A 13,323-nucleotide genomic window follows, 5' to 3' on the forward strand; every position below is an offset into this window, starting at 1 on the left:
TCAAGTCGCTTCTGCCGGTGACGTTCACGCTCACGGCCTTCACGGCGTCGGCTCCACGGGTGACGCCGGAGTCGTAGAGCTTGACGCCGTCCCCGTACACTTGAAAAACGACGCTGCCTCGGTCGCCCACCTCGTCGTCGACGCCGACTTGCGCGGAGAACGTCTGGCAAGCGCCGCCGAGGTAGTACGACAAGGTGCTGGCCGCGTGGACGCCGAGTCCCTTCGCGAACGTCTGAGTGCCGATGGTGAGAACGCGGCCGTCGCCGAGGGCTTGCTCGCCGTTGCTGCGGTCCTTCTCGACGGGCCCCCAGGCGTTCGTCGCCGAGGTCCACGCGAGGTCGCTCAGAAAGCGCTCGCCCGTCGGGGCGGGCGGAGGCGCGCAGCTCACCTTCGCGCTCGCCCAATCGGCGTGGTCGTAGTCGATGCTGTCGCCGCCGTTCGTCACGACGAGCTTCAGTTCGCTTCTGCCGGTGACGTTCACGCTCACGGCCTTCACGGCGTCGGCTCCACGGGTGACGCCGGAGTCGTAGAGCTTGACGCCGTCCCCGTACACTTGAAAGACGACGCTGCCTCGGTCGCCCACCTCGTCGTCGACGCCGACTTGTGCGGAGAACGTCTGGCAGACGCCCCCTAGGGCATAGGACAAGGTACTGCTCGCGTGGACGCCGAGTCCCTTCGCGAACGTCTGAGTGCCGATGGTGAGAACGCGGCCGTCGCCGAGGGCTTGCTCGCCGTTGCTGCGGTCCTTCTCGACGGGCCCCCAGGCGTTCGTCGCCGAGGTCCACGTGAGGTCGCTCAAGAAGTTGTCGCCGCCACGCACTTGGGTTGCGCCGAGGCCGGGCGCCGCCGTGCTGGGGCCGGTCCAAGGAAAAGCGCGTCCCGCGGTGTAAGGATCGCCGATCGGCGCGTCGAGCCGATCGCTCCACGGATAAGACGTTCCGGCCGCGTAAGGATCGCTCGCCTTGGAAGGCCGGCTGGACGGCGCGGGAGCTTGGCTGCATGAAAACAGCAACAGGGGGAGGCTGAGACGAAGCAACGAGCGCGCTGGTCTTCTTGGCATGAATCTCCCTCCCGCCCGCGGGAAAGGTCGCGTTCGGGGTGACTTTTTCAGCTTGCCATGCCTCTACGGCCCGCTCGTGACAGCTCCGCACGCGGCCCTTCATCTTTTTCCGCTTTCGCGTTCATGGGCGCTGCGACGTCGACTTCCCGATCCTTGCAATGCTTGTTGCGAAGTTCTATGATTTTGCAAGAAGCATTGCAGCGTCGTGGAGGGTGAATGCTCACGGAACTACTCGCCGAACGTCTCGCCGATCTCACCCCGGCCGAACGTCGCGTCGCCGATCATCTTCAGCGCCGCGCCGACGAGCTTCCCATGCTCAGTGCCGCCGCCATCGCCCGCGACAGCGGCGTGAATCCGTCGAGCGTGACCCGCCTCGCGCAGAAGCTCGGCTTCCAAGGCTATCCCGACTTCCAACAAGCGGTTCGCTTGCACCTTCGCGCTCGCCACTCGCCCACCACCTTGCCCACCCAATCGCTCGCGCAAGCCCACTGGGCGCAGGAGCACCGAGCGATCGACATGCTCGCTCAACTTCCTGAGGCGCACATCGACGACGCCGTCACGCTTCTGCACGACGCTCGGCGTGTCCTCGTCACGGGCGCGCGCGCCTCCACGCCCGCCGCCTCGTACGCCACCCACCTGTGGAGAAGCGTACGTGCGGACGTGCACCTGCTCGGCGGGGACGCCCCCGGCCTGCCCGAACTTTGGTTCGACGTCGGGCCGCCAGACCTCCTCGTCGCGTTCACCGTGCGGCGCTACGCGCGCAGCACCGCCACCCTCATTCACGCTGCCGAGCGCCGTGGCGTGCCACTCCTGCTCGTCACGGACAGCCTCGCCGCGCCCGGCGCCCGCACCGCGCGACGACTCCTGCTCGCGTCCGCGCCCGTCGAGGAGTCCAAGTTCGTGCCGCTCGCCGCGCCTGCCAGCCTCGTGATGCTGCTCGCCTCGAAACTCCTCGAGCGCACCGGAGACGAGCGCCTCCACGCCATCGACGCCGCCCTCGCCGACACCGAAGCCCTCACCTACTGACTCGGGAGGTCCCGTGAAGATCGAAGCAGCCGAACTCCGCGTCCTCGAACTTCCCATGCGCTTCTCCTTCGAAACGTCCTTCGGCGCCCAGCGCCGCCGCTTCGTTCCCCTGCTGACCTTGCACGCGGACGGCGTGGAGGGGTACGCGGAAGGCGTCATGGACCACTTGCCCCTCTACCTGGAGGAGACTCTGCCCGGCGCGGTCACCTTCGTACGCGAGCAACTCCTGCCCCGCGTGCTCGGCGTGGACTTCGAAACGCCCGAAGCGCTCGCGCGAACGCTGAGCGTGTACCGCGGCAACCGCATGGCGCGGGCGATGGTCGAGATGGCCTTTTGGGATGCCTGGGCCAAAAGCCTCGACTTGCCGTTGTGGCGCCTCCTCGGCGGCGTTCGTACGCTCATTCCCGTCGGCGTCAGCATCGGCATCCAAGACAGCTTGGAAGCCACCCGTGAGCAAGCCCTGCGTTACGCCGCCGAAGGCTACCGGCGCGTCAAACTCAAGATCAAACCCGGTTGGGACGTCGAGCCCGTGCGTGCCGTGCGCGAAGCGCTGCCCGACATCGCCCTCACCGTCGACGCGAACAGCGCCTACACCCTCACCGACACGGGCGCCCTCCAAGCGCTCGACGCATACCACCTCAAGTACATCGAACAACCCCTCGCGCACGACGACCTCACCGATCACGCCGAGTTGCAAGCTCGGCTGCGCACGCCCGTCTGCCTCGACGAGAGCATCACCAGCTTGCAGGGCGCCCGCAAAGCCTTGGCGCTTCAGGCGGCGCGCGTCGTCAACCTCAAGGTCGCGCGCGTCGGCGGACACCTGGAGGCGCGCCGCATCCACGACCTCACCCTCGCCTTCGACGCGCCCATCTGGTGCGGCGGCATGATGGAGACGGGCGTGGGCCGCGCGCACAACCTGCACCTCTCCACCTTGCAGAACTACACCCAGCCGGGCGACACCGCCAGCGGCAGCCGATACTGGGACAAGGACATCATCGAAGAGCCTCTCGAAGCGCGAGAAGGCTACCAAACCGTTCCGCCGGGTTCCGGCATCGGCGTGACCCTCGACCTCGCGTTCATCGATTCCGTGACGCGCGCCCGCCACGACGTTCGTCCGTCCGCCTTTCCGATTCCCGCCGAAGTGTACTGACCGGAGGTTCGTATGAAACACGCCACGCTTCTCGCCCTCGCCTTGCTTTGCACCGCTCAAGCCGCGCCCCGCACCCTCGCGCAAATCCAGGCGTCGGGCACCTTGCGCCTCGGCACAGAAGGAGCCTTCCCTCCCTTCAACTACTTCGAATCGAAGAAACTGGTCGGCTTCGAAGTCGATCTCGGCAACGCCCTCGCCAAAGCGATGAACCTCAAAGCCGAGTGGCAGACCTTGCCGTTCGACAACCTTCTCATCGCCCTCAACCAGGGACGCTTCGATTACGTTATCGCCTCGCACGCCATCACGCCCGAGCGCCAAAAGGCTGTCGACTTCGCCAAGCCGCACTACTGCTCGACCGTGAACATCGTCGCGAAGGTCGGCGGACCGCTCGACCGCAAGGCCCTCGCGGGCAAGACCGTCGGGGCGCAGGTGGGCACCGCGCAACTTCCGATTCTGCGCGCCGTTCCCGGGATCAAGGACGTGTTGACCTACCCGAACGACCAAGTGGCGCTCACCGCCTTGCAAAGCGGCCGCGTCGACGCGTGGAGCAGCAACGGGCCCGTCGTGGCGTACATGCTCAAGCAGGCCAAGCTGCAAAACAGCATCAAGATCGGCGAGGTGATCTCCAACGAACGCAACGCCAGCGCCGTCGCCAAAGGCAACACCGCCTTGCGAAGCGCCATCGACGCGGCGCTCGACAAGCTCATGAAGGACGGCACGTACGCCAAGCTGTCGAACAAGTGGTTCGGCCAGGACATCCGCTGCAAGTGACGGTCGATCTTCGCGAACTCACGACCCCCAACGCCATCGAGCCGTTGCAGGAACTGCAAGCGCGCGTGTGGGACCTGCCGCACCTCGAAGTCGTTCCCAAGGACATCCTGCAAGCCCTCGTCCACGCGGGCGCCCTCCTCGTCGGGGCGTTCGTGGACGGCGCGCTCGCCGGATTCGTTCTGGGATTTCCCACGAACGATCCGCGCACGCAACACTCGCACATGCTCGGCGTGCATCCGGAGTTCCGTCGGCTCGGCCTCGCGCTGAGGCTCAAGCTCTACCAACGCGATTGGTGCTTGGCGCGCGGCATCACGCGCGTCGTGTGGACTTACGATCCCCTGAAAGTCCCGAACGCCGCCTTCAACATCGCGCGGCTCGGCGCGACGAGCCGCACCTACCTCGACGACTACTACGGAAGCCTCGGCGGCATCGACGCGGGCGCACCTTCCGACCGGCTTCTCGCCGAGTGGCGACTCGACGCGCCACGCGCGGACGTCGCGGGCTTCGACGACGCTCCCTTCCTCAACGATCCGCTCACCGGACGGCCCGTGTCGACCGAAGCGACGCTCGCGCTTCCGCGCGTGCGGCTGCACGTCCCGCCCGACTTCGGACGCCTGCTCGCCGTCGAGCCGGACGCCGCTCGCGCGTGGCGCGCGAGCACGGGTCCGCTGTTCAAGGCGGCCTTCGCTGCGGGGTACCGCGTCACGCACTTCGAAGCGCGGCCCCACCCGGCGTACCTGCTCACCCGCGAAGACCCGACCTGATCGAAGGCTCCTTTCGAGAAGGCCGAAGCACGCCCTCCGTCGGCGGAGGGCGGCTCGGCGTTCACGACTTCGCGACGATACACTGAATGACCGCGTTTCCCGGGAGGAACTCGTGGATCGACTGACGCACGTCCTGACCTCGCTCGCGGTCCTTTCGACGTTGGCGCCGCCAGACGCGACGCGTGCCGACGACCGGCTCGCTCGGCGGCTCGTCGCCGCCTACCCGAGCGTCCTCGCACGCGTCGAGCGAGGAGGATTCGTGGTGTGGCGCGATGGAACTCGCATGGCGTTCGACGACGGACGCGAACCGACGTCGTACCTCGAGCGCCTCGACCACGCCGATTTGCGTGACCAACTGACGACGCCCTACCCGGCATGCGCGCCGATTCTGCCTCCCGCCTGGAACGTCGACCCCGGTCGACTGCGCCACGAAGCCTTTTTCGCGAAGTTGTACGGCGAGACCGAGGCGGCAGTGCGCGCCAACCTCGTCGCCGTGGATTGGTTCGGGCAGCGCGTTTCGTTCACGCGTGTCGGCGGAGCCGCCGAGGCGTTGCGGCGCGTGGCGGCGGAGATCGCGCGCTTGCCGGAGTTGCGGCCCTTCGCGACGCCCTCGGCGGGCACGTTCGTGCGCCGTGACGTCGCCGGCACGAACCGGGTGAGCATGCACGCGTACGCCGCCGCCATCGACCTCAACGTGAAGTCGTCCGATTACTGGCGTTGGACGGGTGCCCGCGAGGGTTCGCCGAACGTGCGCTACCGCAACCGGATGCCGCTCGAGCTCGTGCGAATCTTCGAGGCGCACGGCTTCGTGTGGGGCGGTCGCTGGTACCACTTCGACACGATGCACTTCGAGTATCGGCCCGAACTCGCCTCGCTCGGAACCTGCCCTTCGTGATGCCGCGGGGACAAATCGAACGAAGAAAACGGCCGCTCGGGCCGTTGATGGTGAACATTATACGACACGATGCGGCCATTCACAAGCTTTATGCGGGCGCTCGTAGGGCAGGGGAGAGGAGGTTCGGCTCTACACGAGTTCTGAACATTCACTTGTCGGAACTTGAAGACGCTCGGAGCACACTTGTGGCATGAAGACGATTTTGATCGTGGAAGACAACCACGGCATTCGAGAAATGGTTCGCGAGTACCTCTCCGAGCACGGATACAAAGTCAAGGTGGCGAGCAACGGCGTCGAAGGCTTGCTCGAAGCGCGGCACACCCCGCCCGACCTGATTCTGCTCGACGTCATGATGCCCGGCATGGACGGCTTGGAGTTCATTCGCAAGTACCGCGCTTCGAGCGGCACGCCCGTGATCTTCCTCACCGCCAAGGACTCTGAACTCGACAAGGTGCTCGGCCTAGAGCTCGGCGCGGACGATTACGTCACGAAGCCTTTCTCGATGGCGGAACTTCTCGCGCGCGTGAAAGTGCAACTGCGCCGCCAAGACGCCGCCCCGCAGATCGGGCCCGTACGGGCAGGCGAAGTGGAGCTCGACGCGAGCACGCGATCGTTTCGCGTGCGCGGGCAGGACGTGACGTTGACGCGCAGCGAGTTCGAGCTCATGGAGTTGTTCGTGCGGCATCCCCTGCGGGTGTTTTCGCGACTGGAATTGCTGGAGCACTTGCAGGAAGAAGCGCTCGGGTCGGAACGTACCATCGACGTGCACGTGCGGAACTTGCGCGGAAAGATCGAGGCCGAGCCGAGCAAGCCCAAGCTTTTGGAGACGGTGTTCGGCGTCGGTTACCGCTTCAATCCGGGATCTGGCGCGTGACACGTTCGTGGTGGCAGACGTTGGCGTTCAAGCTGACCGTTGCCTTCGCGTTCGTGGCGCTGCTCGCGCTCGGCACCGTCGGATTGATCTCGTCGCTTTCGACGCGCAGCGAGTTCAACTCGTTCATCAACGAGCGAACTCGAGAAGATTTGATTTCGCAGGTGCAATCGTACGTGCAGCAAAACGGCACGGTGCAAGGATTTTCTCAGCGAGGCCGAACGAGGGACCGCGGTCCCACCACCTCGCTCGACACCAACGGGCGCGGACCTCGCCCCGGGCAAGGCTCCGCGCCGAGGCGCGACGTCGACCCGTTCGTGGTGCTCGACGCGCAACGCCAACCCCTGGGAACGCTGCCCGACGGCGCCGTGACGAGCACCCAGCAGGCGAACGCCTTTCCCGTGAGCGTGAACGGTCGCGTGGTCGCGTACGTCGCGGAGTCGAACTTCGCCATGACGCTCGATCCGCGCAGCCAGCAGTTTTTGCAGCGCACGACGAACGCGATCTTGTGGGCGATGCTCGCCGCCGTCGTCGCGGCCGTGCTGATGGGCTTGCTGGTGGCGCGCGCCTTGCTCGGCCCGCTTCGCGAATTGCTGGAGCGCATTCACGCCATGCGGCGCGGTGAGGCGCCGACGGCCCTGGCGCGCGCGCGAAACGACGAATTCGGCGAGGTGCTCACCGCCTTTCACGACATGCACGCGTCCGTGGCGCTCAACCAGCAGGCGAGGCGTCAACTCACGGCGAACATCGCGCACGACCTCAACACCCCGCTCTCCGTGATGTCGGGCACGCTGGAGGCGATTCTCGACGGGACCTTCAAACCCACCAACGAGCGCCTCGCGCGCTTGCTGCGCGAATCTCGGCACATGAGCGACCTCGTGAACGACTTGCGCTTCTTGGCGCTCGTCGACGCGGGCGAACTGCACTTGCAGCGCTCGAACGCGAACGTCGCCGAGCTCGTGCGTGAAGCGACCGACAGCTTCTCGGAGCGGGCGGCGCACTCGGACGTGACCTTGAGCTTCGGGGCGAGCGGACCAGACGTCGACGTTCCCGTGGACGCGCGCCGCGTGACCCAGGTCGTTCACAACCTGCTCTCCAACGCGTTCGCGCACACGCCGCGAGGCGGCCGGGTGGAGGTGCGCGCCCGCACCTCGCCGAGTACCGTCCAAGTGAGCGTGAGCGACACGGGCTCGGGCATCGCCGCGCAGCACTTGCCGTTCGTGTTCGACCGCCTGTACCGCGGCGACGAGGCGAGAAGCGAAGGTGGCAGCGGCCTCGGTCTTTCGATTTGCAAGTCGATCGTGGAGGCGCACGGCGGCGAGATTTCGATTGCCAGCGAGGTCGGGCGTGGCACGACCGTCGCCTTCACGCTTCCGCGACGCGACTCGTTGACCGAGCGTCGCGAGGAGGGGCAGCAAGCGACTTGACCGCGTCAAGCCCGTGAGGTCGAGGTGACACGGCCCTCGCCGCTTTCACCGTTCCTTGAGCTTCGGTTTCATGTCATCCTCGGTGGGCGAATCGCTGCCTAAAGTACGGAGCGGCTTTCGAGCCTCGACGTGATGCCCGACTTCTCGACTTCCACTGACACGAACCGCTTGGGACGCGCCTTCGAGGCGTTGCCCGACCCGTTCTTCGTGCTCGATTCCGATTGGCGCGTCACCTTTCTCAACGGTGCCGCCGCCGCCTTCGTCGATCGAAGCGAGGCGGCCCTGCAGGGCCGCGTGCTGTGGGAGGTGTTTCCCGGCGTTATCGGCTCGAGCTTCGAGGTTTCGCTTCGCCTCGCCCGGAGCGAGGCGAAGCTCGTGGAGGACGAGGCGTACTTCTCACGCTTCGGGCGCTGGGTGGAGGTGCGGGCCTTTCCCGTCGACGATGGGCTCGCCGTGCACGTTCGGGACGTCACGGCCCGCAAGGACGCCCAGCGCCGAGCGCAGGCCCTGCGTGAAGTCACGCTCGCCCTCGCGCGGCCCTTGACCCGGGACGAGGTGGTGCGCGCCGTGCTCACCCTCGCCTTGCCCGCCCTCGGCGCCTACGCGGGCCTCATCGCGCGTCTCACGCCCGAAGGCGACGCCTTGGAAGTCGAGCAGACCGCCGGGTATCCCGTCGAAATCGCCCGCACGTGGCGACGGCACCCCCTCGAGGCGCCCCTGCCCGTCACGACGTGCGTGCGAGAAAACCGCGTGGTGTTGCTGCCCGAGGCGGAGTTGGACGGCGATCCCACCTTGCGTCGACATCGCACGCCCACGACCCGCAGCCTCGCGGCGCTTCCCTTGCGCTTCGGCGACAAGGTGACCGGTGCCTTGCTCGTCGCGTTCGATGTCGCGCACGCCTTCGACGCGGCGCAACGGGCGTTTCTGGAAGACGTGGCGGCTCAGGGCGCGGCGGCATTGGAGCGCGCGCACGCGTTCGACACGGAGGTGCGCGCCGCTCGCCACGCGAGGGCGCTCGTGGAATTGGGCGCGCGACTCATCGAGGCGCAGCGGTTCGAGGACGTGACGGACGCGGCACTTCTCGTCGGGCGCCGGGCGTCGGGCGCGTACGCGGCGGCCCTCTACCGCTTGGAGGACGGCCGTCTCGTCGAAATAGAGCGACAAGATGACGAGCACGATTCGAGAGCGTGGCGAACCGTCGACTTGTCGTCGCCGTTTCTCGCCGCCCTCGACGTCACGAGCGCGCCGCATTTCCTGATGGCCGAGGCTGTCGCGCGCCTGGCGCCCGACGTGAGGCTGGGCGAGACGACGCGGGCGATCGCGTTGCTGCCCTTGCGCGTACGCGATCGCCCGCTCGGCCTGCTGCTCTTCGCGTTCGACCACACGCCGACTTTCGACGATCTCAAGCGCGGCTTTCTCACGGCCGTGGCTTCTCAAACGGCGCTCGCGCTCGAACGGGTGGCGCTCGCGCATCGCTCGCAAGAAGAGCGCGACCGTTACCGCGTGCTGTTGACCGTCACGAACGACGCCGTGTGGGACTGGCAACTCCACGAGGACCTTGTGACTTGGAACGAGGGCATCTCGAACTTGTTCGGCTACGCGCTGCATGCCAAGGAGACCACGGGCGAGTGGTGGAAGGATCACATCCACCCGCACGACCGATCGCGCGTCCTGAGCGGAATCGACGCCGCTCTCGAAGGAAGCGTGGACGAGTGGCGCGACGAGTACCGCTTTCGCCGCGCCGACGGATCGTACGCCCTCGTCCTCGATCGCGGCCAAGTGCTGCGGGGCGTGGACGGACGGGCCGTTCGCATGATCGGCGGAATGACGGACCTCAGCGAGCGCGAACGGCACCGCGTGGAGCTTCAAGAAGTCAACGCGTCGCTCGAACGCCGCATCGCGGAGCGGACCGAAGCGCTGCAAGCCGAGACGGCCGCGCTTTCCGCCTTCGCGGCGTTCACGCGCGCCGTCGGCAACGAGACCAACTTGCACGCCCTCGCGCGCCTCGCGCTCGAGACCCTCATGAGCGCCTTCGGGGAAGGGGGCGCGGTGTACTACGACCGCGAGCGTGACGAATGGAAGGCCGCCGTGTGGGCGGGCGAGAGCATCGACGAGACGGGACTCTTGCCCAATTCGTCACCGCGCGCCGCGATGTTCGCCGACGCGCGTGCCCGAGAGGACGGCCTCGGCGGCGGTACGCTTCAGTTCGGCGCCGCCGCCTTGTATCCCGTGCGACAGGAAGACGACGTTTGCGGCCTTCTCGCCGTGAGCCTCAAGGCGACGCGCACGTGGACGCCGCGCGACCGCGCGATCTTCGAGGCGGTCGGGCACGGCCTCAGCCTCGCCGCCGAGCGGGCAGCGCACGTGCGCCGCGTCGACGAGGAACGCGAGGCGACGGCCGCGTTCGCCGCGTTCACTGAGGCGGTCGGAGTGGAGACGGACGGGCCGACGCTCGTCGAGCGCGCGATGCGCGTCGTGCGGGCCTCGCTGTCGCACGTCAGCGTGGCGTACTACGAACTCGACGACACGGAATGGAAAGCGCGTCTGCTGTCCGAGGACGTGACGCCCGACCTCGCCGAGGAGTTGCGCCAGGGCGTGCCGCGCGTGGCGCCGAATCCCGCCTCACGTGAGGCAGAGCCGCAGTTCGTGGATGGTTGGAACGCGACCGGCGACCGTGCGCCGCGCGCGACCGAGTACGGCGCGGCGGCCTTTTTGCCGTTGCGCGTGCGCGGCGAGACGCGGCGCTTGTTCGCTCTCGCGACACGTGAAGCGCGAGCGTGGACCGAGCGCGAGCGCAGCCTCGCGAGGGCCGTGGCGCGCGGTCTCACGCTCGCCTTCGAACGCGCGGCGGTCGCGCACGCCCTCGAAGCGGCCAACACCGCGCTGGAGAGTTTCGGAGAGCTCGCGCACGACCTCGCGTTCGAAACGGATTCCCTGGCGATCGTGAAGCGGGCGCAGGAAATCGTGCTGTCGCTGCTGCCCAGAGGCGTGTGCTTGTACTACGAACCGCACGGCGGCTTTTGGCACAACCGGGTGCAGACGGGACCGCTCGGCCCAGCATTGCAGAAGGTGGTCGACGCGAGCTTGCGGTTCGAGGACGCCACGAACCTCACGGCGCCGTGGCGCACCTTGCCGCCGTACTTTCAAGACGAGTACGACCGCTCCACGGACAACTTGCGCGAGGTGACGGGACAGATCGGGGCGACGGCGACGGTACCGCTCGTCGTTCACGGCGTGCCGCGCGGCGTGTTCGCCGTCGCGCTGTTCGGGGCGCGCGCGTGGAGTGCCGGCGACCGCGTCGTCCTGGAAACCGCCACGCGGCATTTGAAGCTCGCGCTGGAACGCGCGGAGACGGCGCGGGAACTGGAGCGGCAACGAGCGGCCCTGAAGGCGTCGAATGAGGACCTCGAAAGCTTCTCGTACTCCGTGTCGCACGACTTGCGCGCGCCGCTACGGCACGTGAGCGGCTTCTCGAGCATGCTGCGCCGCGCCTTGGAGCGCGGCGACGAGGCGCAAATGCGGCGGGCGCTCGCCGTGATCGAGCAGGCCGTGGAGCGTGCGAACGTGCTCATCGACGCCCTGTTGCAGTTCTCGCGCTTGTCACGTCAGTCGGTGCGGCGCGACCCGGTGGACCTCGGCGCGCTCGTTCGCGATGTGCGCGCCGAGGCGGAGCAGGAAGCGGCGGGGCGCGAGGTGGAGTGGGTCGTGCACGAACTGCCGACGGTGCCGGGCGACGCCGCGTTGCTGCGTCAGGTCTTGGCGAACTTGTTGACGAACGCGGTGAAGTACAGCGCGAAAGCGCCGCGGCTTCGCGTGGAGGTCGGCGCGGACGAGCGTCCGGGTGAAGTCGTGGTGTTCGTGCGCGATCAGGGCGCGGGATTCGACGCGCGTTACGTCGGCAAGCTCTTCGGAGTCTTCCAGCGCTTGCACTCCGACGCGGAGTTCGCGGGCATCGGCATCGGCTTGGCGACGGTGCGGCGTATCGTGGAGCGCTATGGCGGGCGGGTGTGGGCCGAGTCGACGCTCGGTGAGGGTGCCACGTTCTTCTTCGCTTGGCCGCTGAATTCGTAAGTGCTTTCACCATCTTAAGATTCACTTCATATAGGGTGATGTGAAGAAGCTTTCGGCCGTTCGTCCTCGCTCAATCTGGAGGAGCCGCGCTTGACCGCCCCCCACGTTCTGCTCGTCGACAACGACATTCTCGATCTCGAACTCGCCAAGCGCATCTTGGAGGACCTCGAACCCGCGCCGTGCGTCACGACGGCGGATAACGGCGAGGAAGCCTTGGCGTATCTCGCGTCGCTCGATCGTTTGCCGGATCTCGTGTTGCTCGACGTGAACATGCCGCGTCTCAACGGTTTCGACGTCCTCGAATGCTTGCGGCGAAGCGCTCGCTCCGCCAAACTTCCCATCGTGCTGCTCAGCACTTCGCGCGAGGAGCGAGACGTGCGGCGAGGCTTGGCGAGCGGAGCGACCGAGTACCGCGTGAAGCCCTCGCGCCTCGACGCTCTCGAGGCCCTGCTGCAAGACCTCGTGACCCGCTGGTGCCGCCCGGCAGCGACGCTGTTCTCGATGCCGACCGAGTAGACGATTTGCGATCGTCGGGTTCCCCGTCTCCTCACTCTTTGTTCTGACCGCTTCGCTTCTTCTTTCGAGAGGGAGGAACATCCTGTTTAGGTGTTGCACTACCTATTTGACATTGATGGAATTGGGTTGTACTCTAACTACATATTTCAAAGCGCTCTACGAAATGTAGGGCGGGAGGCAGGAACGACATGAACTGGACGATCGACCCCGCGCACACCACCCTCGAATTCGCCGTCAAGCATATGGGCCTCAGCACCGTCAAAGGCCGCTTTCGCGCCCTCGACGGCACCGTCGTGACCGACGAGCGCGGCGCCCTGCAAGGGCTCGAGGTCACCGTCGACGTCAACAGCCTCGATACCGCCGAGCAAAACCGCGACGGCCACCTGCGCTCTCCCGACTTCTTCGACGTCGCCTCGTACCCCACGGCCACCTTCAAGAGCACCCGCGTCGAAGCCAAGGGCGGCCAAGAGTACCGCGTGACGGGCGACCTCGTCATTCGCGGCGTGAGCCGAGAAGTCACGCTCGACGTCGAAACCACGCCCGCCGTCAAGGACCCCTGGGGCAACCAGCGCGCTGCCGCCGAGGCCAAAGGCAAAATCAACCGCAAGGAATTCGGCCTGACCTGGAACCAAGTGCTGGAATTCGGCGCCCTGCTTGTCAGCGAGGACGTGCGCCTCACGATCGACGTGCAAGCCGTGCAAAGCGCGAACGCCGCCGACTGAGCGCGCTCGCCGTAACTTTCTCCCTCGGCGCTCGGGCGACTCGGCACCTC

11 protein-coding genes are annotated in these 13,323 nt (G+C 66.9%); 10 read left to right on the forward strand and 1 reads right to left on the reverse strand.

Going from position 1 to position 13,323, the window contains the following annotated elements; all coding sequences use genetic code 11:
* The coding region (locus tag DES52_RS10885; RefSeq protein WP_211317912.1) for an NPCBM/NEW2 domain-containing protein at positions 1-1,060 on the reverse strand (1,060 nt) is incomplete at its 3' end.
* A 216-nt stretch (positions 1,061-1,276) separates the two neighbouring features.
* Between DES52_RS10885 and DES52_RS10890 the strand changes: the two genes are divergently transcribed.
* The 10 genes from DES52_RS10890 to DES52_RS10935 all read left to right on the forward strand — a co-directional run bounded on the left by DES52_RS10890 (position 1,277) and on the right by DES52_RS10935 (position 13,273).
* Complete coding sequence (locus DES52_RS10890) at positions 1,277-2,086, forward strand: MurR/RpiR family transcriptional regulator (RefSeq protein ID WP_110886851.1); 810 nt, start codon at positions 1,277-1,279, stop codon at positions 2,084-2,086.
* A gap of 55 nt (positions 2,087-2,141) precedes the next feature.
* Positions 2,142-3,236 carry an o-succinylbenzoate synthase gene (menC, locus tag DES52_RS10895; protein ID WP_110887030.1) on the forward strand — a complete coding sequence of 365 codons (1,095 nt, stop codon included), beginning with the start codon at positions 2,142-2,144 and terminating at the stop codon, positions 3,234-3,236.
* A 12-nt stretch (positions 3,237-3,248) separates the two neighbouring features.
* Entirely contained in the window at positions 3,249-4,007 is a 759-nt protein-coding gene (locus DES52_RS10900; RefSeq protein WP_110886852.1) for an ABC transporter substrate-binding protein, read from the forward strand.
* Positions 4,004-4,771, forward strand: a complete 768-nt coding sequence (locus tag DES52_RS10905; protein WP_110886853.1) for a GNAT family N-acetyltransferase — start codon at positions 4,004-4,006, stop codon at positions 4,769-4,771. The genes DES52_RS10900 and DES52_RS10905 overlap by 4 nt, the downstream gene beginning before the upstream one ends.
* A gap of 112 nt (positions 4,772-4,883) precedes the next feature.
* Positions 4,884-5,666 carry a M15 family metallopeptidase gene (locus DES52_RS10910; RefSeq protein ID WP_110886854.1) on the forward strand — a complete coding sequence of 261 codons (783 nt, stop codon included), beginning with the start codon at positions 4,884-4,886 and terminating at the stop codon, positions 5,664-5,666.
* 190 nt (positions 5,667-5,856) lie between these two features.
* Entirely contained in the window at positions 5,857-6,540 is a 684-nt protein-coding gene (locus tag DES52_RS10915) for a response regulator transcription factor (protein ID WP_110886855.1), read from the forward strand.
* Positions 6,537-7,964: a sensor histidine kinase gene (locus DES52_RS10920; RefSeq protein ID WP_110886856.1), complete on the forward strand. Its 1,428-nt coding sequence runs from the start codon at positions 6,537-6,539 to the stop codon at positions 7,962-7,964. The genes DES52_RS10915 and DES52_RS10920 overlap by 4 nt, the downstream gene beginning before the upstream one ends.
* Positions 7,965-8,096: 132 nt before the next feature.
* Positions 8,097-12,035 carry a GAF domain-containing protein gene (locus DES52_RS10925; RefSeq protein ID WP_110886857.1) on the forward strand — a complete coding sequence of 1,313 codons (3,939 nt, stop codon included), beginning with the start codon at positions 8,097-8,099 and terminating at the stop codon, positions 12,033-12,035.
* 90 nt (positions 12,036-12,125) lie between these two features.
* A complete protein-coding gene (locus tag DES52_RS10930; protein WP_170131010.1) occupies positions 12,126-12,551 on the forward strand; it encodes a response regulator in 426 nt (141 codons plus the stop codon).
* A gap of 188 nt (positions 12,552-12,739) precedes the next feature.
* Complete coding sequence (locus tag DES52_RS10935) at positions 12,740-13,273, forward strand: YceI family protein (protein ID WP_110886859.1); 534 nt, start codon at positions 12,740-12,742, stop codon at positions 13,271-13,273.
* Positions 13,274-13,323: the final 50 nt, after the last annotated feature.

It is taken from the genome of Deinococcus yavapaiensis KR-236, from assembly GCF_003217515.1.
In the GTDB taxonomy this organism is placed as follows: domain Bacteria; phylum Deinococcota; class Deinococci; order Deinococcales; family Deinococcaceae; genus Deinococcus_A; species Deinococcus_A yavapaiensis.